We start from the raw sequence: 19,331 nt of genomic DNA, 5'->3' as shown, positions 1-19,331 counted from the left end.
GCGCCAGGCCACGCCGGCCGTGGCGGCGGCCGTCACGACGGCGTCCACCTCGGCGGCTCCGCTCGACGGCAGGTCGGCGCCGGTGGGCAGCCCGGTCCGCGGGTCGTGGCTGGTGACCGTCATCTCAACTCCAGTGCCGTGTGATGTTGCACAAATCCTGTCATGTGCTTCTGTCACGCGGAACCCTGCGGGACCAAAGGGGCGGGGTTTCCGCCCCTTCCGGTCTCCGTCAGGTACCCGTCAGGGTCAGGACAGCGGCAGCTTCGGCAGGGTCAGGCCGCCCGCGCCGGTGACGGGAGCCGGGGCCGGCGGCAGCTTCGGCAGCGACGACAGCGGCGGGATCGGCGCGGAGGCGTCACGCAGGACGGCCGCGTGGCCGACGATCGCGTCCGAGGCGTTCGTGCCCAGGATGCTGGCGTGGGCGGCGTTCACATAACCGCTGGCGGCCGTCGGGTCGAACTTGTAGTGGCCGGACGCGTCGAGGGTCGGCACGCCGTCGCTGTCGGTGGTGACCTGCTCGTTGGTGCTGGCCAGCGCGATCGCGGGCTGCGAGTAGTCGGCCGGCACGCGGAGCCCGAAGTTGGCCGCCCAGAGCTTCGGAATGTTGATGACCTTCTTGCCGAAGCTGGAGATGTAGCCGCCGGCGGCGCCGCCGTGCAGCTTCACCGGCTGGCCCGGCGCGGTCGCGGCGCTGATCGCGATGGCCTCCAGGTGGATGCCGAACGGCGACAGCGGAACCCCGCCGGTCGGGTTCGGGACGTACGGGGAGCCGACGTCGATCGACGCGCCCTGGGCCTCGGCGTAGGCGCCGCACGGGGTCGGCACGAGCGCCGAGTTCTGCACGCCCGGCTCACCGGGGTAGGCGTGGCCGACGGCGCGCGTGGCGATCGCGGTGCCCTTGCCGAAGCCGTTGAGGTTGATCAGATCGGAGCCGCCGCCCGCGGTCGCCGGGGCCGTCGGCAGGGTCGGGTAGTGCGACTGGAACATCACCGAGTCGGCGGAGCCGCCCAGCCCCTTGACCTGCGCGGCGAACGCCTCGGCGTGGACACAGCCCGCGTTCGGGACGACGACGCCCCAGTCGTCGCTGTCGGGCGTGAACCCCGCGGACGCGGGCGTGGCCAGCCCCGCCACGCAGGCGGCGGCCGCACCCGCGGCCAGCAGCGCGCTGCGGCTCGGAAGTCCGGTGAACCTCATGGTGTACCTCTTCTCGACAGGGAGATCCGTGGGCCCCGCCTCGGCCCGAGGCAGGGCAAGATCATTCTCATGGCGGGGTCATGAGTTCCTGATCGGCGGTGGCCCGGTCTTTGGTAAAACCATCGGAATGATCTCGATGTTCACCGGGGGCCTGTAGATGAAGAACCGCGCCGAACGCCTGCTGGCGGCTGCGACCGTGCTGGCCGTCCTGGGGGCGCAGGCCGCGCCCGCCGAGGCGAAGGCGGGCGGGTTCAAGGTGCTGCTCAAGACGGGGCTGCGCGGTGAGGACTCGCTGACCAAGGTCCTGCTGCCGTCGCGCAGATCCGGCTTCGCCTTCGGCGAGCGGGCCCGCGGCGGCTGGACCGAGCCGCTGATCTACCGGATCTCGCAGGGGAAATGGCGCCGGGCGAAACTGCCGAAGGGCGTCACCGGGACGTTCGGGCAGGCCGACGGGACGTCCGCGCGGAACGTCTGGGCGACCCTGCCGCGCAACGGCCGGCTCCTGCGCCCGCTCCTGCCCGAAGGCAGCGGCCCCGGCGACTGCCCGGACGAGCGGCGGCAGGCCGCCCGAGGCCAGGACCCGCGGACCTACCCGGCCGGAACCTCCAAGGTGCTCCGCTGGAACGGCAAGCGCTGGACCGTCGCCGGAGCGTTCAAGAACGCCTACGTGGAAGCGATCACCACGCTCTCACCGAAGGACGTCTGGGCGTACGGCGCAGACAAGGCGGGCTTCGCCTCCTGGCACTACGACGGCCGGAGCTGGAAACGCGCCGCCACCCCGTTCTACATCGCGAAGGCCGACGCGGTCACCCGGAACCGGATCTGGGGGATGGCGCTCACCAGCGTCATGGACGCCGCCGTCGCCCGCTACGACGGCGCTCAGTGGAAGGACGTCACGCCCGCCGCCGAGCTGCCGAACAGCCCCGTCCCGACCAAGACCACGAAGGGGTTCCGGTCGATGGTCCTCGACGTCTCGGTCGTCGGCGCGACCCCCTGGGTGCAGGCGCTGACCTTCGAGGGCCTGCTCTGCGGCAAGGACGACGGCTACGCCCAGCCGCTGCTCCGCTGGACCGGCAAGGGCTGGCGCGACGAGGCCACCACCCGGACGTCCGAGTGGATCCCGATCGGCCCGGCCACGTCCGACGGCAGGGGCGGGATCATCTACCCGGTGTTCGGCGCGGACAGCGACGAGGAGTGGGATTACGACGTCGCGTTGGTCCGCCGCGCCAAGGCCGGCCGGGTGACGGTCGAGCTCCTGCCCACGGCGTTCACCGACGAATCCGACTTCGCCCTCGCCGCCCAGCCCGCCACCGGCCGCCTCTTCGCCGTCGGCACCCGGGCCGGTGACGGCGTGGTGTGGCGGCGTTAGCCGTGTTCGACTAGAAACTGGACGCGGCCAGCCACCGGTCCAGGACGGCCGGATCGCCGAAGACCGTCAGCCCTTCGGGGGTGCGGCGGCCGAAGGTGAGGTCGAGCAGTTCGGTCAGCGTGCCCTGGACGGCCACCGAGCCCTTGCCGTGGCCGCGATGCCAGGTGAAGCCGTCGCCGGTCAGCTCGATCATCCACTCGCCTTCGGTGTCGGTGGCGTGCAGATGGACGCTCTGCCCGGCCGCGTCCAGGGCCGCGAAACGGGGCTTGGCCAGCCGGAACACGGCGATGTTGCCGAGGAACTCCTCGATGGCGTCGGCGGCGTGGCCCGGCGGGTAGACCGGGGCGGTGCCGCCGGCTCGTTCGGCGTCGCCGCGGTGCACGAGGGTCTCGTGGAACTGGCGCCGCGCCCACCAGCGGACGTGCTGGTCGGAACCCCACGTCCAGCAGTCGGCGTCCGGGTCGGCGGCCCGCAGCGCCGCCACCAGGTCGGCGCCGCCTTCGCGCAGCCAGCCGGGCAGGACGGCCGGATCGGTGGGGATGGCCGGCTGCAGCGACGGGCGCTCCACCGGAGTGGTCCGCACCGTGTGGGCGGCCCAGCGGTGTACATAGCCGACATGCCCGGCCAGGTCGGTGGTCGTCCAGTCGGGGCAGCCCGGCACCGGCGCCTGCGGGTCCGCCGCCGCGACGGCCGACGCCAGCCGTTCGATCTCGTCCTCGAGCAGTGCGCAGTAGTCCGCGTAGGAGGGCTCAGCGTAGGAGAAATCAGCCATGCCGCGACCCTACGCGGACGGCGGGGGCTCCGGCGAGAAACGGGCCAGCAGCTCGGCGACCTCGCCGTAAGGGAGCTGGCCGGGGGCCATCGGCTCGCCGAAGAACGAATAGGTCAACCGGCTGCCGATCAGCGGAAAGAACACGCGGGAAACAGCGCCGTGCGCCCCCATCGCGATCACGATCAAATCGGTGGACGGATTGTCCAGCAGCAGTCCCGCGAGCCGCCGCACGTCCTGCGTGGAATGGGCCATCGCCGACACCTTCACGCAGTCCGCGCCCTTCGCGACGGCCTCGTCGACGATTTTCTGCAGGTCGGCGGTGCCGGGAGTGGCCGTGAAGTCATGGAACGACACGACCACGGGACGTCCGACCGCGTGCGCCGAAGCGATCACCCGGTCGACGATCGACGTGGCGGAGAGTTCGACATCCACCCCGTCGACCAGCGGCAGGATCGCCTCGAACAGTTCGGCGCGTTCCAGCTCGCCGCCCGTCCAGGCGCCGCCCTCTGCGGCCGACCTGATGGTGGCGAGGGTGGTCAGCCCGGCGAATTCCCGGACGGCGTCCAGCACATATGCGGGTTCGGCCGACCCGTATTGGTCGATGCGCAATTCGGCGACGTCAACGCCCTCGGCGCGCGCCCGCGCGGCGTTTTCGGCGGCATTCACCTCGGTGAAACTCACCGCGACCGAAGGAGCCGCGCCCGCCAGCACACCGGCCAATCCCGCTTTTTCCACGGCTCTACTATAGCGGTGGCGAATAGATGATCATTAGGATGCAGCGCATGATCACTCCCCGATCCCTGCGCCGCGTGCTCGCGGCGCTCCCGCTCGCGGCGGCGGTCCTGTTCGCGCCGATCGCCGCGGTGCCGGCCTCGGCCGACACCGTCGGCGTCGTGGTGCCCAAGGACGAGGCGCCGCACGACAACATCCGCGAGTGGTGGTACTACACCGGTCATCTGACCGGGCTCGACTCGTCCGGGAAGATCCACCGCTACGGGTACGAGCTGACGGTGTTCCGTAAGCGGCTCGTCTTCCCGTCCCTGGCGGCCTACCCGGGCAACCTCGCCATCACGGACCTGACGGACGACAAGTTCAAGTGGGAGGCGAGCGTCGCCGTCCAGCCGGACAACCTGCTCGCCGGCGGCGGCTACGACATCACCGTCAACGACTGGAAGACGTCGGGCAAGAACGGCTCGGCCAAGATCGACGCGGCGTTCTCCGACGGCGCCTACAAACTGAAGCTGAACCTGAAGCAGACCAAGCCGCCCGCGCTGCACGGCAACTACAAGGGCGTGAAGGGGCTCGTCGACTACGGCCAGTGGGGCGAGACCTACTACTACTCCTACACCGACCTCGCCACGACGGGTGTCGTCTACGACCACGGCAAGCCCATCGTGGTGGTCGGCGACTCGTGGATGGACCACCAGTGGGGCGATTTCAAGCCCGCTTACGGCGGCTGGGACTGGCACAGCATCAAGCTGGCCAACGGCAGCCAGTACATGGTCTATCTGATCAACGACGGCCACGGGAACGTGGTCCGCACGGTCGCGACCCTGATCCGCCCGAACGGCACCACGGTGAACCTCGACCCGTCGCAGGTCTCCAACGAGGCCCTCGGCTCCTGGACCAGCCCCGTCACCGGCCTCACCTACAGCAGCGGCTGGAAGGTGAAGGTCCCCGGCGGCTCCTTCACGGTCCTCCCCAAGCGCAAGGACCAGGAAGTCGCCTGGCCCGACGCCCCGGGCGGCGGCTACTGGGAAGGCGCCTGCTCCGTCATCGGCACCCTCAACGGCTCCCCCGTAATCGGCCAGGCCTACACCGAGATCACCACCCCCGACCTCGTCTTCTGACCCACCCCACCCCCAGACCGGCCCGCCCCCCGGGCCGGTCTTTCCCTTTCCATGATCGCGTCGAGCTGCGGCAAGACGACCGTTTCAAGCGCCTCAAACCGTCACTCCGCCACGACTCGACACGATCATCACCTCCCGCAGCGGACGCGCCCACCCCCGGCACCCTGGGTATCGTCAGCCGGACAGGGCGCTCACCGGTTCGATCCGGGCGGCCTTGAAGGCCGGGTACACCCCGGCGATGAGCCCTACCGCCAGGCCCAGGACCGGGCCTGCCGCCAGCAGCCAGGGCGGTATCGCGGCGGTCCAGCCATGGGAGAAGGCGACGCCCACCGTCACGTTCAAGCCGGCCATGGTCCCTACGACGCCGCCCGCCAATCCGATCAGACCGGACTCGATCAGGAACTGGGTGAGGACGGCTGGGCGGGAAGCCCCGATCGCCCTGCGCAGACCGATCTCCGAACGGCGCTCCAGAACGGAGACGAGTGTCGTGTTGCCGATTCCGATGGCGCCGACCAGAAGCGAGACCATCGCGAGGAGCAGGAACAGGGCGGACGTCGCGGACTTCACGTTCGCGGCGAGCCGTTTCGGGTCGGAAGGAACCTGGGCCAGCAGCCGGACCGGATTGACGGGATCCAGAGCCAGCCGGGCCTCCGCCCCCACCTGCTGGGCGGCGCCCGGGCGTACCCGGATCGCCACCTGCGGCGCGCCGTACCCGGTCGGATTCGACGCGGCCGTCCAACCGGGGACGATGACCGACAGCGGAACCGGTGAGTCCAGCAGCCGGCTCGTGACGATGCCGAGAACGAGGTGCGGTCGGCCGCTGACATAGACCATGGTGTTCCCGTCGGCCTCCGTGATCCCGAGCGTCTGCGCCGCGACCTCGCCCAGCAACACGACCTGATCGTGACGTTCGTCGTGCCCGAGGTCGAAGGTCCGGCCGGAGAGGGCCTCGATTCTCAGTGCGTCCAGAGCCTCGGGCGACGCGGCGATCACCTGGCTGGCCACCGCCGCGGACGGCACTTTGGCGTTCGCTCTGGAGACCTCGGGAAGATCACCCTTGTGTTCGGCCGTGAATCCGGCGGAGATGACCCCGTTCAGCCTCCGGACTCTGTCCAACGCCGACGCCGATATCTTCTCCCCGTCGTTGAAGCCGACGACGCCCACCTGGGTCGCCTTGAGCGCGTCGAACTGGCCCGAGATCTGTGCGGCGGCCGTCGCGGCGATTCCCAAGGTCGCGACCAGGGCGACTATTCCGAGCATGACGCCCGCCATCGTCAGCAGCGACCGCATCCGGCGTCCCGCCACGGCCTCCAGCGATTCACCCGCCAGATCCCGCCAGAGGCCGAAATCAGGCCAGCGCATTCGGCACCTCGGCCAGAGCCCCGTCACGCACACCCAGGATGTGGTCGCAAGCAGCCGCGACTGCCGGATCATGGGTGACGACGATGACGGCCAGGCCCTCCAGGGCGAGTGCCCTCAGGCTCGCCATGACGGTGGCGGACGTGACGGTGTCCAGATTCCCGGTCGGCTCGTCCGCCAGCAGAAGGACCGGGTGGTGGACGCTGGCCCGTGCGACGGCGACCCGCTGTTTCTCACCGCCGGACAGTGTCGCGGGCAGTGCGTCCAGGCGGTGCCCGAGGCCGACACGGCGCAACGCGTCCTCCGCGATGCGCCGCCTCCGCGCACGGGGGGTACGCGTGTACATCAAGGGCAGCATGACGTTCGCGGTGGTCGTCTTGTGGGAGACCAGATGGAAAGCCTGGAACACGAAACCAATAGATTTCGCCCGAAACCGGGTGCGTTCTCGTTCGGTCATCCGGCCCGTGTCGACGCCTCCGAGGAGCAACCGGCCGCCGGTCGGGCGGTCCAGCAGTCCCAGCAGATTCATCAAGGTCGATTTGCCCGACCCGGAAGGCCCGATCACCGCGACCAGTTCGCCGGACTCGACCTCGAAAGACGCCTCTCGCAACGCCGGAACAGGACCCGCGGGCGACTGGTAGGTGCGTTCCAGCCCTTCCGCCTGGATGATCACGGTCACTGGCGGGAACCCTCCGCCTCAGAGATCTTGACCTGATCGCCGGCCACCAGCTCCGTGGTGCCGAGCGGACGTAGCTGCACCTGCCCGTCCAGGTCGAGCACGGCTTCGACCTCGACCTCGGAGGACTGCCCGTCCTTGATCAAGATCACGACGGTCTTGCCCCCCGGCCTGGTGAAGAGCGCGGACGCGGGTACCACCGGGCCCTTGCGCTCCGCCTGCTGTACGACCACATCGGCGGTGTAGCCCGAGCCGGTACGGGTGAAGTCCCTCCCCAGTGCTTCCAGACGTACCTTGGTCGAACCGGTGTCCGTCGAATCGGACTCGCCGGACTTTCCTTCGCTCTTGCTCGCGGGGAGGACGACCGACCGGACGACGGCCGTTCTCGTGTCGCCGTCCGGGCCCGTCACTCGTGCGCGCTGGCCCGTCTGGATCGAGGGGTCCTCGGTCGTGCACTGCAACCGAACGGTTCCCGTTTCCAGAACGATCTGGCCCTTGGCGAACGACCTGCCGACCTTCGCGGTGAACGTCCCGATCTTCGCCGGTAGCCGGGGTGCCATCATGATCTCCGCTTTGGGCACCATGACCTTGGCCTTGGCACGGGAACGGGCCGCGTCCGGATCCGGGGTGTCCGCGGGCTCGGAGGTCGCGGTGGGGGCGTCGTACCCGAGAGCCTTGTAAAGCTTCTTCACGGCGACGGCTGTCGCGGAGTCGAACTTGCCGGTGACACGTCCGGCGGGCAGCCGGCCCAGGCGCACCAGGGCCAGCTGGAACTGCGTGACCTCCGTGCCCTTCACCCCCATGGTGAGATCCCGGAAGAGCGGAATCCTTCCCTCCAGCGCGATGAGCGGCCGGGAAGCCACCTCCATGACCATGGCGCCTTCGACGACTTCGGCCCCTCGATGGAGGGGCAGCTTGGTGACCATGGGGGAGTCCCCTGACGGGACCGGCAGCATGTACCGAGAACTGCGCCTGCCTTCACAGTCGAGCGGGATGGACTGCGTCAGCCGCTCCCAGCGCACGGCGACGGTGACGACCGAGGGAACAGGGGGTCTGGCCCGCGCCGCCAGCTCTTCCGGCGTGCTGGACTGGGAGGCCACGGCCCACGTTCCGCCGCTGGCCGCCACCGCGGTCATGCCAAGGGCCGGCAGCACCCAGCGGCGTCTCCTGCGGGCACTGCCGGCCGGGCCCTTCAACGTCATCCGCCGCCCGCCAGCAAGCCCTTGGCGCGCGTCAGCGAGTCATCGGTGACCTCCTGGATGGCGGTGACCTGTGATTCGAAGAGCTTCAGCGAGACGGTGAAGTACTTGTCCTCGAGCTCCCGCCGCTGGGTGAGATATCCCGTCGACTGCTCGCACTCGGCGTCAGCGGTCGCCAGCTTGATCTCCTTGCGGCGAGCCTCCGCCTTTCCGAGCGTCCGGTAGTAGGCCTTGCCGGCGTCCCATGCGGATTCCGGGCTCGGTTTCTGGCCGCCCTTCTGCTTGGCCTCGGGAATGAGCAGTTCGGACTCGAGCCCCTTCTTCCCCATGCACGCGGCCCACTTCTCGTTGAGCGTGGTCATCAGCGGGTCGGTCGTGGCACGCTTGATCGCCGCGGTGGTGACGGCGACCGCTCCGTTGCCTCGCGTCCCGAACTTCTCGATGCTGCCGAAGATCTTGATCCGAGACTCCGCGAGGCATCCCTGAGTGGAGAACTCATGGATGGCTCCGTCAGCGGTAGTCACCTTGGCCTGAGGCGCGTTCTCGGGGCCGAAGAAGGCGATACCCCATTGGGCCTTCTTCTCCGGTGACAACCCCTTGGTCGAGCTGGGTCTGCCGTCTCCTGGGCGGTCATCGTCCGAAACACGCTGCTCCGCTCCGTAACCGGAGATCTTCGCGGTGGCGAGCTGCGGGCCGTAACGGGTCTCCAGGCTGGCGAGCACGGGATTCTCGTCCGCGCTCCCCGAGGGGAGCTTGGTGTAGGCGAATCCCTGGCGACTCATGCAGCGTCTGACCAGCTCTTCACCAACGGAGTTGAACGTGGCCTCGCCCTTGAAGAGCGCCCTCACGGACTCTCTGGCCCCAGGGTCGGGCTTGTCGGGCAGAGTCCACTCTCCGGCAGGGCCTGGTGGCGCCGACGCCTTGCCGCCAGGATCTTCGGCCTTCGAACAGCCCGTTCCGAGCAGCAGAAGGAGAGGGACGATGACGAGGGTGGGTCGTACCGCCCGCCGGCCGGAGAGAAGCTCCGGCCGGCGGGCGGACAACCTTGATCGAGAAATCACAGATGAGTCCTACGTGGTTGAACGGGCTCAGCAGACCTGGTTGGAGTAGCGGCCGCGGTTGCTCGTGCTGTGGTTGAAGCCGTTGGCGTTGGTGTGGTTTCCGTCACCGATCCAGCGGATGTTCTCGCCGCGGTAGGCCCAGACCCAGGGGCGGCCGCTGTAGTTGTTGAACTCGTACGTGCAGGCCCACGTCCAGTCCGAGTACCTGTTCTTCCAGGAATCGTCGGTGTTGTTGATGGCCAGGCCGGACCAGGACGAGTTGCTGTCGAAGAGCGACCCCTTGGTGCCGGTGAAGCTCGTGCCCGTCCACACGCAGAAGTAGCCGGTGCTGCAGGCGGTGTCGGCGTGGGCGGCGGTGGTCACGGCGAGCGGTGCGATGGTCGCCGCACCAAGGGTCAGCGCGGCTTTGACGGCCACGCCCTTCATGGAGAACTTCACAATCTCTCGCTCCCTCCTCCGCTCGAGCATGAGCGGAGGAACTTCCTTGGGTTTTGGACGGTCCAGAACCCGTCGGCGTTTTCAAACACCGACCGGGTCTGAATGTGGCAATTTCCCGCAGAGATCGTCAAGCTATCGAATACGGTTCGAACAGTGACAGTTGCTAACTTAAGCAATATTGGTCCACGGTATGGCGGGAATTGCTAATAATCGCCAGAGCGGGGTGCATGGCCGTCGTATCGGCTACGCCGGCTCGGCCGGGGTGGCGAGATAGGCGCATATCCGCTGTTCGGCGTTATCGAGCCGATCTGCCGACTGCGGCGCGCACGCAGAGCGAGGCCCAGATTTCCTGAAGGACGGAGTCGGGCGTCTTCGATCTGAGCGTGGGCCGCATGGCGCCCACGCGAGGGAAGAGGGCCGGCGCCCTGTATCGCGCCTGGTATCTGGCGCGTACCTCATCGGCCGGCCATGCCGACGGATCGGTGAAAGTCGTCGCGAGGCGTGGGCTTCGGCGGTCGAGCACCCGGACGGCGAGAGGCGGCCTTCCCGCTCTCCGCCGCATCTCGACCAGCACGCTCGAGTCGGCGAGCATCATCCCTGGCGGGGGATCGCTCTCCTCTTCCCACGGGAAGATCAGCTCAGCTCCATGATCCGTCATGAGACCCAGTGCTTCGGCGTCCAGTGGAGACCCGGAGATCAGCAGGTCGTGACGGTGCAGCGAGGCCAGTCCGACGGGTGGAGGAGCAAAGTCGGGCGTCGGCAGAATCCTTGCCGCGCAGAGCTCACCGCTGGTCGCCGAGGTCAGCGTCAGAAGATCCACGTTCCTGTCGTGTCCGAAGGCCCGCCTGTTCTGCTCCGTCGAACTGGCCTCGAACGATTCCACGTCGATGGCGAAGGTCCGGCCAGCGGCCCCGGAGTTCCGGCTGCCGGGAGCGTCGATCGATGTTCTTTGAGCGAACACCTCCGCCAGGGGTTCCCAGCCGAGCCGAGCGCGGGCCCTCGATATCGCCGCTGTGCTCGGCTCGGTCCCCGCCGGCGGAAGTGGCTGGACTTGCGCCAGTTCCAGACCGGCGACGGTCAGCCTCCAGACCTCCGCGTAGGCCATCTCCGGATACAGCACCATCACGAGCGAGAAGTAGACGATCACTCGCGCTGACAGCATCCGCTCCCGCCGCTCGACCGCCCCACAGGTCTCGATCGCCCGATCGACCACTTCTGGGGGATAAGCCCCCATCAAAAGCGCCACCCCAGCCCGATCTCCGGCCGCGATATCGGCTCGATGTGTCTCGTGACCCCCGATTCGCATCATGCCGTCATGGTTTCCAGGTGCGCTCAGGAATTTCTACAAAGTAATGAACAACCTTTGGAATGTGACACTGATCACGGAACCATTTCGATTCTCACCATGTGGGAACATCCGCGTAATTTGACTAAATGACTGATGGATTCGCGCATCCTGCGCAATCCGTTCATGAGGCGGATGGGTCGCCCCAGCCCGTTGGCGCGCCGGGGAAAACCTCGCATCACATGTCCTTCCAGAAGCAGATAGGGGGACGCCTACCGCCCTGGACTCGAACGGTCGTCTTGCCCCCCGGGCCGGGGTGGCTCAGTCGAGGGGGCTCTGGATGAAGTGGTGGGTGAGGAGGGTCAGGTAGAGGGCCGCGGTGGAGAGGGTGGTGAGGGAGGCGCCTGCGGCGGAGGTGAGGAGGGGGCCTAGGAGGGGGGCGGGCGCGGGTCGGGGTGGTGGGGTCGTAGAGGGCGGTGAGGGTGGAGCCGACGGGGTGGGGGGAGACGGTGAAGGAGGTGGTGGTGATTCTGGTGCCGTCGGGGGTGTGGAAGGTCAGGACGGGGCGGGAGCGGGTGTGGCGGGAGGTGCGGGAGCCGTACTCGGTGGTGGACAGGGCGGTGACGAGAGCTTCGGCCGGGGAGGCGTGGCGGGTGAAGCGGACGGCGCGCACCGCGCGGGTGGCGCCCCAGAGGGTGATGGCCGTGCCGAGGAGGAGGGAGGACGCGGGCAGGCAGGCGAACCAGAGCATGAAACCTCCTGAAACGGTGGGGACTAGCGTAAAGGGGAGGGGTCGGTAGGGTCGGCGGATGGGGAGTTTGGTGGGTGATGTCGAGGTGGCGGTGCGGGCGGCTAAGGCGGGGGCCGAGGTCGTCGCGGCGGGGCTTGGGGAGCCGCTGGAGCGGGTCGACAAAGGGGGTGGTGACTTCGCTACCGCGACGGATCTCGCTGCTGAGCGGGCGATTCTCGCGGTGCTGCGTGAGGCGCGGCCGGGTGATGCGGTGCTCGGGGAGGAGAGCGGGCGGACGGGCGGGGAGTCGGCACGGACCTGGCTGGTCGATCCGCTGTGCGGAACCCTCAACTACGCCGTCCGTAATCTGCTGGTCGGGGTGAACGTGGCGCTGCGGGACGGCGCGGAGACCGTCGCGGCGGCCGTCGCCGATCCGTTCAGTGGCGAGGTGTTCTGGACGGACGGAACCGCCGTCCACGTCAGAGCCGGGGAAACAGACGAGACGATCAGCCCGTCGGCCGCGTCACGGCTGGTCGATCTGAACCTCGATCCGCCGTTCCCCTCGGCGCCGCGGCTTCGGGTGGCGCGGCTGCTGACCGATCCGCGGTTCGGCGCGGAGTTCCGGCCCCGGGTCGTCTCGACGACGCTCGCGCTCGCCTGGGTCGCGGCCGGACGTCGCGCCGCCTACGTCACCGACGGGCATCCGCTCGACAGCGTGCACTTCGCCGCGGGCATCGCGCTCTGCCAGGCGGCCGGCTGCACCGTCACCGACCTCGACGGCGGCCCGCTCACCCCGGACGCTCCCGGGCTGGTCGCGGCGGCCGATCCCGCCACCCACCGGGCCCTGCTGGAGCTGCTGGCCGGTCAGGTCACCGGGTCGAGCCGGTAGCCGTCCTCGACGATCGCGCGCGCGATCTCGGTGATCTTCGTGTTGGTGCGGCGGGAGTGGGAGCGCAGCAGCTCGAACGCCTCGTTGACGGTCAGCCCGTGCCGCTGGGCGAGCGCGCCCTTGGCCTGCTCGATGAGGATCCGGCTGTTGAGCGCCCCCTGGAGCTGGTTCACGACCTCCTCGGTTCGCCGGATCATCCGCTCGTGCAGGATCCCGATGGTCGCGACGTCCGCGAGGGCCTGGCCGAGCTCCAGCTCGTCGGGCCCGAGTGGCCCCGGCTCCGCGCTGAACAGGTTCATCGCGCCGATGACCTCCTCCCGCAGCCGCATCGGCAACGCGTGCACCGCCCGGAACCCCGACTCCACCGCGGCCGCCGCGAACAGCGGCCACCGCTCGGTGGCGTCCCGCAGGTCGGCGCAGTGCACGGCGACGCCCGACCGGTAGGCGTCCAGGCAGGGGCCCTGCGCGCTCTGGAGCTGGAACAGTTCCAGCAGCCTGGTCTGCTCGCTGGACGCCGACAGCAGATTGAGGGAGCCGTGGTGATCGGCGACGAGCACACCGCACGCCGTGACGTCCAGCAGCTCGACCACGCGCAGCGCGAGCGAGCCGAGGAAGTCGATGACGTCGTAGTCGGCGACCAGGGTGTCCGCGAGTTCCACGAACGTTTCCCTGGTGCGTTTGTCCTGGGCCGGATTCATTGGGCTTCCCCTGTCGTCGGATCGAAGCTGAGGCGTCGTTCGATGACCGCGGCGGCGACGTCGGCGAGCCTGCGGTCGTTGAGGTAGGCGTAGGCGCGCAGCCGGGCCATCGCGTCGGCCACGTCGACGTCGAGCTGGACGCTGACCATTCCGGCGGCCTGGTGCACCCCGGCGCGGCGTTCGACGAACTCGCCGTCGAGGAACCGTTCCGCCGCGGGACTGATCTCACCCCGGTGGTCGAGCACCAGGACGACGAGGGCGTCGGCGTAGGCGAGCAGATCGAGGGTTTCGGCGGCGGTGAACCGTCCGGGCCGGTCGCGGTACAGCTCCAGCGCCCCGATCCGGACGGCGCCGATCCGGATCGGCAGCGCGACCATCGCCCGGACGCCCAGCGCGGTGGCGGCCGGCGCGAACACGGGCCAGCGGGCGCCGGCCTCGACGGCGGCGACGTCGTCGATCATGACGAGCCGGTCGTCGGCGAGCGCGTCGAGGGAGGGGCCTTCGCCGAGCGTGTACTGGAGGTCGGCGAGTTCGGCGCCGCGGGAGTCGCCGGTGAACACGGGCTCGTTCTGGCCGTCCCGGCTGAGGGTCAGGACCGCTCCGGCCGCCCCGATCCGGTCGGCGCAGGCGAGGCAGGCGTGGGCGAGGGACACCGGCTCCCCGTCGGCCTTCGCCCGGTCGCTGATCGACGCCCAGACCTGCGCCATCCGCGATTCAGTCATCGCACCGGCCCGCTGCCGCCGGGAGCATGGTCTTCCCCTCCGTCGTGCAAGATCGGTCTCGGCCGGACGGCCGGGTTCTGCGAGCGTAGTGGGCGTGAAGCCGCAGTGCCGGGCGTGTCGCCGCCCCGACCGGAGCCGGTCGGGGCGGGAGGTCCCGCGAGGGAAGAGATCGTGGCTGGGGGGGTAGCACGATCCCCGCCCTCGCGGGGTGCCCGCCCGCGCTACGGCTCCCGTCGCGGACGGACGACTTCGGTGCCCCCGGTACGGCCGGCACCGTCCCACCGAAGCAGGCTTACCTCTGGCGGGAAGTCCAGCTCACGCCGGTGCGCTCAGACATTGTGGCCTCCACGGTTCCGAGGGGAAGGCGCCGGGGGCTGGAGCGTCTGCACCCGATGCTACCTCCGAAAACGTCCGGTGGGCTGGCCGAAGTCAGCCGGTTCTCCGAGGACCCCTCATGTTCTGGCCGACCTGTTTGCCGATCCGCTGGAAGGGCCGTTCGACCCAGCGCTGGGTTGCGGTGGCGGCAGCGATCAGCACGGCGAGGTAGGCGGCGAACCGGAGCCAGTCGTCGTGCAGCGGGTCCTGGAGGACGTGGCTGTGCAGGCTCAGCAGGATCGGGTGGATCAGGTAGACCGAGTAGCTGATCACGCCGAGGAACATCAGCCACCGGGGCGGGGTGCGGTGCCGGAGCGCGAACGCGACGCCGAACGTCACGGCCGTCGCGGCGACGGTCAGCGCCCAGACCCGCGGGTAGTACCGCTCCTCGGGGAAGATCCCGGGGATGTGCCAGAGCCCGGATCCGGCGACGCCGATCCCGACGGCGGCGGCCGTCAGCCACGCGGTCCGTGCCTTGATCCGGCCCTGCTCCGCGTGGTGGACGACGGTGCCGAGGAACATCACGGCGGGGATCGCCATCGACTGCCATGCCTCGGACCTGCTGTTGAACACCAGCAGCACGAGCGCCGTCGCCGCCCCGGTCCACGCCGTGACGGTCCGCACCCTGGCGCTGCCGCTCCACGCCCCCGCCACCGCGACGACGAGCAGCACGGTCGCGACCGCGATCACATGGCCGCGTCCGAGGTGGTTGCCGAGGCTCTGCCACGTCAGGAATCCGCCGAGCCCGAGGCTGAGCCCGGTGAACGCCAGCGCCGCGGGGACGGGCCTGCCGTGCAGGTTGACGGTGAACAGCGCCGCGACGAACAGGTAGAAACCCATCTCGTAGCCGAGGGTCCAGAGCGCGCCGATCGCGCTGGGCACGCCCAGCAGATCCTGCATCATCGTGAGATGGGCGGTGACGGCCGTCACGGGCGACATGCCGTCGAGGCCGTCGGCCCAGGGCACCGCGCCGACGAGCGCCAGCACCGCGATGACGGCGAGCACGAACACCAGCAGCGGGTAGATCCGGAAGAACCGGCCGGTCCAGAACCGGGGCAGGCTCCCGCTCCGCTCCAGCGACGCCGGGATGATGTACCCGCTGACCAGGAAGAAGACCAGCACGCCGTAGGTTCCGGGGTTCACCCATTCCAGGGGCGTCACCCGGCTGTCCTTCAGGAACGACGACCCGCCGTGCTGCACCGCGACGACCAGTGCCCCGATCCCGCGCAGCGCGTCGAGCCAGCCGAGCCGTCCGGGGGCAGCGGGTCTTGGCGCGCGCTCACGCTCCCTGACGTCGACCGTTCCGCCGCTTCGCGCTTCGCTCACTCCGTGCACCGCCCGATCCTAAGGGCCTCATCCCCGGCCCCGTCGACCCGCTCATTGTTCGCCTTCACGGCCGACCGGTTACCCGTTTTGCTGTAAAGAACACCGGTTTGCCTTGTGCGGTGAGGGTCTTGCGCGGGAACGCGAAGGGCCCCGGATCCTGGCCGGGATCCGGGGCCCTTCCTTCGCTGACGGGGTGTCAGACGGTGGTGCGCCGCGAGGGCGCGTCAAGCGAGGTGCCTAGGCGGTGGTGCGGCCACGGACGATCATGCGACGGGTGCCGAAGGCGCCGATCGCGAGGACGGCGAGACCGCCGGCGGCGACGGCGACCGAGGAGGACACCATCGAGACGGGCAGCAGGGCCGGGCCACAGGTGGCGGAGGAGATGATGATGTTGCCACCGCCCGGGCCGAGCAGCGACAGGTGGGCCGCGTTGACGGTGAGGCTGCCGTCAGGGTTGTTGATCTGCTCGTTCAGCGTGAGCGTGAGGACGCCCGGGATGCCGACGACCGTGTTGGGCGCCGGGTTCGCCGCGAGGACGATCGGCGGGGTCAGCGGCAGGACGTCGTTGAGGACACCGTTCGCGACGGTCGCGGAGCCGGTCGGCGCCTGGCCGGGCGTCGCGGTGCAGGTCGCGGTGATGGCGCTGGCGCTCAGGGTCGCGAGACCGGCCAGGCTGATCGCCAGGTCCTGGGTCTCGGCGAACGCGGTCTCGACACCGGTGCCCGGGTCGGTGGTGGTGGTGGCCTCGATCGTGCCGCTGTTGACCAGCGGGTTGACCGGGATGGTGAGGATGGTCTGGGTCGAGTTGGCTCCGGTGGCCAGCGGGACCGCAGCGAGGGTCGTGCCGAGGGCGCTGATGCTGACGCCGTAGGCCGACAGCGTGGCGGGGTCGGCGATACCAGGCTGCTGCATGCACAGCGCACCAGCACCGGCGATGGCCGTCACCGCAAGAAAACGCTTAGCTCCAGAGAGCACGTGATTCTCCTTTTCGAAGTGGCACTGGTCGCCACTGATTCATTGCGCAGCGTAGGGAAAGCGGGAAGCTGAAGATCAAAGACGCGCTTCCGCCCTGGGCCAGGAGTGGTCCTGGAAGTCGTAAAGTCCGCCGGTGGCCGTCCTGGCGAGGAGCGTGTCGAGGTGTTCGATGATCCGATCAGCGGCCTTTTCGTCACCGAACGGACTGGGCAGCAGCCGGAGCCTTTCGAGCAGCCCGTCGCCCTGGGCGAGGATTTCGGCGACGGCCGAGGCGAGCCCGGCGCCCGCCGGGACGAGCCGCGCGAAGTCGGCGAACGCCTCCGGCCGTTCGGTGGACCTGCGGACGACGATCAGCGGCCGGCCGAGGACCGTGCACTCCTCCTGGATGCCGCCCGAGTCCGACACCAGGACGGCGGCGCGTTCGGCGAGCGCGAGGAACGTGCTGGGCCCGAGCGGTTCGACGACGCGCACCCGCTCCAGCAGCCCGTCGAGCCCCCACCGGGTGATCGCGGCGGCGGTGCGCGGGTGCAGCGGCAGCACGACGGGCAGCTCCAGCGAGCCGAGTTCGCCGAGGATCCGGGCGAGGGTCTGCGGCTCGTCGGTGTTCTCGGGCCGGTGGATGGTGGCCAGCACGTACCGGTCGGCCTCGACCCCGAACCCGGCGCGGATCCCTTCGCGTTCGGCGGCCGGCGGCAGCAGGTCCCGGACGGCTTCGACGACCGTGTTCCCGGTGATGACGACGTGGTCGCCGGTGATCCCTTCGGCGGTGAGGTTGGCGACGCATTCGGGGGTCGGCGCGCACAGCAGGTCGGACAGGTGGTCGGTGAGGATCCGGTTGTGCTCTTCGGGCATGGCCCGGTCGTGGGAGCGCAGCCCCGCCTCGACGTGGACGAGCGGCAGTCCGTGGGCGTTCGCGGCGAGCGCGCCGGCCAGCACGGTGTTGGTGTCGCCCTGCACGATCACGGCGCTGACCTGGTGCGTCGTGAAGATCTCGTCGAGGGCGCGCAGTGCTTCGGCGATCTGCGTGGAGCGGGACTTCCCGCCGACGGCCAGATGCACGTCGGGCGCGCGCAGTCCGGACTGGTCGCAGATCTCCTGCGACATCTCGTGGTCGAAGTGCTGCCCGGTGTGGATCAGCAGCGCCCGCTCCCCGAGCCGCCGGACTATCCCCGCCAGCTTGATGATCTCGGGCCGGGTGCCGTAGACGACCGCGACCCGATCCGCCCGCCCCCCGCCCGCCCGCATTTCCGGAATATCGCCGAGTTCTGCAATTCGATCCATTTCGTCCCCCTGGTGAAAGGTGCTCCGCTTGGTTCGGAGTCTGAATACCGGGAGGGAGGGCCGTGAGGCAATCATGGACGGGTCGTGGTTTCCTCCTTTACTGTTCCTGTCCGATTTCTTGGTCTTGAAAAGGGATGGCATCCGGTTGCGGACTCCCAGTACTTCGCTATTCTCCGCCGAGTAGACGATCATTCCTTAACGGAAGAGAGTGGTTGGGTGTACGGCGGAAAGAAGCCCGTAGTGGCAGCGCTCCCCTTTACCGGCATCGAGTCGATGCAGTTCGCGTTCCTCGCCATCGGTCTGATGGTGGTCGGACTCGTTCTGGTCCGACTTGCGATGGTTAGGCACTCGGGGAATCAGTGAGCTCGTGAAGGGCGTCGGGGAATTAGACCGACGCCCTTCCGTTCGTGTTCCCGCTCTTTGCCCGTCACGAGATAAAAAACAGAAACCGGTGGGTTAGAGGTGACCGCCATTCTGTAGTGACGGGAAAGGTTTGGTGCGCGAACAGGTGAAAAGACGCATAGTGCTCGTAGGGGTCGTGCCGCTCGTCGGCTTGGCTCTCGGCGGAGCGGCTCAGGCCGAGACCGCCGTTGCGAACAACCGGGCCGCCGCGAACAGTTCGGACTGCGCGGCGGTGACCTCGACGCCCACGGCAGCGGTGACGGAGCTCCCCGTCAAGGTCTCCGTTCAGGCGACCAGGAGCGACAAGACCGTGCAGTACCGGATCGCCGCGGAGAACCGCGGGAAGCGTCCGGTCAGCGATGTGGTGGTCACGGCCCGCATCGTCTGCGCGACGGAGAACCCAGTGATCCTCACGGCCCCTTCGGCCGACCAGGGCGAGATCAGCGGTGTGGGCGACCTGATCGTTTGGACGCTCGACCTCGCGGGACGGTCCGCTTCGGCCGCGGTGGCCGACTTCTCCGCCCCCGCCCCCGGCGGACGCCAGGTGGCGGCGGTGAGCGCGGCTGATTCCAACTGCCCCGCCGACCGGGCGCTCGACCCGGCCTGTATCGCGGCCGTCGACATCGAACCGTCCGCGACGCCCACCCCCACCCCCACGTCGACCCCGACGCCGAGCTCCACGAGCCCGAAGCCGAAGCCGACGCCGACCAAGCCCGCGCCGGCCAGGCCC

General features: G+C 69.3%; 19 protein-coding genes. 4 read left to right on the top strand and 15 right to left on the bottom strand.

Annotated features, from left to right (window positions below):
• Window positions 1-246: 246 nt before the first annotated feature.
• On the bottom strand, window positions 247-1,194 hold the full coding sequence (locus tag ACYVE7_RS12545) for a hypothetical protein (protein ID WP_460364811.1): 948 nt from the start codon (window positions 1,192-1,194) through the stop codon (window positions 247-249).
• Window positions 1,195-1,351: 157 nt separating this feature from the next.
• Between ACYVE7_RS12545 and ACYVE7_RS12540 the strand changes: the two genes are divergently transcribed.
• On the top strand, window positions 1,352-2,563 hold the full coding sequence (locus ACYVE7_RS12540) for a hypothetical protein (RefSeq protein WP_460364810.1): 1,212 nt from the start codon (window positions 1,352-1,354) through the stop codon (window positions 2,561-2,563).
• A 10-nt stretch (window positions 2,564-2,573) separates the two neighbouring features.
• On the opposite strand, the gene ACYVE7_RS12535 is transcribed toward ACYVE7_RS12540, so the two are convergent.
• Both ACYVE7_RS12535 and ACYVE7_RS12530 read right to left on the bottom strand, forming a co-directional pair.
• Window positions 2,574-3,335, bottom strand: a complete 762-nt coding sequence (locus tag ACYVE7_RS12535; RefSeq protein ID WP_460364809.1) for a maleylpyruvate isomerase family mycothiol-dependent enzyme — start codon at window positions 3,333-3,335, stop codon at window positions 2,574-2,576.
• 9 nt (window positions 3,336-3,344) lie between these two features.
• Complete coding sequence (locus tag ACYVE7_RS12530) at window positions 3,345-4,070, bottom strand: type I 3-dehydroquinate dehydratase (protein WP_460364808.1); 726 nt, start codon at window positions 4,068-4,070, stop codon at window positions 3,345-3,347.
• Between the two features lie 47 nt (window positions 4,071-4,117).
• Between ACYVE7_RS12530 and ACYVE7_RS12525 the strand changes: the two genes are divergently transcribed.
• A complete protein-coding gene (locus ACYVE7_RS12525) occupies window positions 4,118-5,185 on the top strand; it encodes a lipocalin-like domain-containing protein (RefSeq protein WP_460364807.1) in 1,068 nt (355 codons plus the stop codon).
• A 174-nt stretch (window positions 5,186-5,359) separates the two neighbouring features.
• Here the strand turns inward: ACYVE7_RS12525 and ACYVE7_RS12520 are convergent, their stop codons facing one another.
• The 7 genes from ACYVE7_RS12520 to ACYVE7_RS12490 all read right to left on the bottom strand — a co-directional run bounded on the left by ACYVE7_RS12520 (window position 5,360) and on the right by ACYVE7_RS12490 (window position 11,954).
• Window positions 5,360-6,547 (bottom strand): ABC transporter permease, encoded by a 1,188-nt coding sequence (locus tag ACYVE7_RS12520; protein WP_460364806.1) that lies wholly within the window; start codon window positions 6,545-6,547, stop codon window positions 5,360-5,362.
• Entirely contained in the window at window positions 6,534-7,223 is a 690-nt protein-coding gene (locus tag ACYVE7_RS12515; RefSeq protein WP_460364805.1) for an ABC transporter ATP-binding protein, read from the bottom strand. Before ACYVE7_RS12515 ends, ACYVE7_RS12520 begins: the two co-directional genes overlap by 14 nt.
• Complete coding sequence (locus ACYVE7_RS12510) at window positions 7,220-8,374, bottom strand: hypothetical protein (RefSeq protein WP_460364804.1); 1,155 nt, start codon at window positions 8,372-8,374, stop codon at window positions 7,220-7,222. The genes ACYVE7_RS12515 and ACYVE7_RS12510 overlap by 4 nt, the downstream gene beginning before the upstream one ends.
• A gap of 44 nt (window positions 8,375-8,418) precedes the next feature.
• Window positions 8,419-9,201, bottom strand: a complete 783-nt coding sequence (locus ACYVE7_RS12505; RefSeq protein WP_460364803.1) for a hypothetical protein — start codon at window positions 9,199-9,201, stop codon at window positions 8,419-8,421.
• A gap of 306 nt (window positions 9,202-9,507) precedes the next feature.
• Complete coding sequence (locus ACYVE7_RS12500) at window positions 9,508-9,918, bottom strand: peptidase inhibitor family I36 protein (protein WP_460364802.1); 411 nt, start codon at window positions 9,916-9,918, stop codon at window positions 9,508-9,510.
• A 295-nt stretch (window positions 9,919-10,213) separates the two neighbouring features.
• A complete protein-coding gene (locus tag ACYVE7_RS12495; protein WP_460364812.1) occupies window positions 10,214-11,152 on the bottom strand; it encodes a transposase domain-containing protein in 939 nt (312 codons plus the stop codon).
• Window positions 11,153-11,441: 289 nt separating this feature from the next.
• Window positions 11,442-11,954 carry a DUF3592 domain-containing protein gene (locus ACYVE7_RS12490; RefSeq protein WP_460364801.1) on the bottom strand — a complete coding sequence of 171 codons (513 nt, stop codon included), beginning with the start codon at window positions 11,952-11,954 and terminating at the stop codon, window positions 11,442-11,444.
• Between the two features lie 58 nt (window positions 11,955-12,012).
• Here ACYVE7_RS12490 and ACYVE7_RS12485 point away from each other — a divergent pair, with 58 nt between their 5' ends.
• Entirely contained in the window at window positions 12,013-12,822 is an 810-nt protein-coding gene (locus tag ACYVE7_RS12485; RefSeq protein WP_460364800.1) for an inositol monophosphatase family protein, read from the top strand.
• Here the strand turns inward: ACYVE7_RS12485 and ACYVE7_RS12480 are convergent.
• From ACYVE7_RS12480 to wecB, 5 genes are all read right to left on the bottom strand, one after another.
• The gene (locus tag ACYVE7_RS12480) at window positions 12,798-13,481 is read right to left on the bottom strand and encodes an ANTAR domain-containing protein (protein WP_460364799.1); all 684 of its coding nucleotides are present in this window, start codon (window positions 13,479-13,481) and stop codon (window positions 12,798-12,800) included. The two genes, ACYVE7_RS12485 and ACYVE7_RS12480, sit on opposite strands and share 25 nt — an antisense overlap.
• Before the next feature lie 35 nt (window positions 13,482-13,516).
• The gene (locus ACYVE7_RS12475; RefSeq protein WP_460364798.1) at window positions 13,517-14,242 is read right to left on the bottom strand and encodes a GAF and ANTAR domain-containing protein; all 726 of its coding nucleotides are present in this window, start codon (window positions 14,240-14,242) and stop codon (window positions 13,517-13,519) included.
• Between the two features lie 429 nt (window positions 14,243-14,671).
• Window positions 14,672-15,943, bottom strand: coding sequence for an acyltransferase family protein (locus ACYVE7_RS12470; RefSeq protein WP_460364797.1), 1,272 nt, complete (start codon window positions 15,941-15,943; stop codon window positions 14,672-14,674).
• Between the two features lie 237 nt (window positions 15,944-16,180).
• The gene (locus tag ACYVE7_RS12465) at window positions 16,181-16,918 is read right to left on the bottom strand and encodes a choice-of-anchor P family protein (RefSeq protein ID WP_460364796.1); all 738 of its coding nucleotides are present in this window, start codon (window positions 16,916-16,918) and stop codon (window positions 16,181-16,183) included.
• 75 nt (window positions 16,919-16,993) lie between these two features.
• A complete protein-coding gene (wecB, locus tag ACYVE7_RS12460) occupies window positions 16,994-18,199 on the bottom strand; it encodes a non-hydrolyzing UDP-N-acetylglucosamine 2-epimerase (protein WP_460364795.1) in 1,206 nt (401 codons plus the stop codon).
• A 508-nt stretch (window positions 18,200-18,707) separates the two neighbouring features.
• Between wecB and ACYVE7_RS12455 the strand changes: the two genes are divergently transcribed.
• On the top strand, window positions 18,708-19,331 hold a 624-nt coding region (locus tag ACYVE7_RS12455), incomplete at its 3' end, for a hypothetical protein (protein WP_460364794.1).

The organism is Actinocorallia lasiicapitis, from assembly GCF_054778695.1.
Note: the sequence above shows the minus strand (reverse complement) of the source record. Positions and strands in the feature narration are given on the sequence as shown.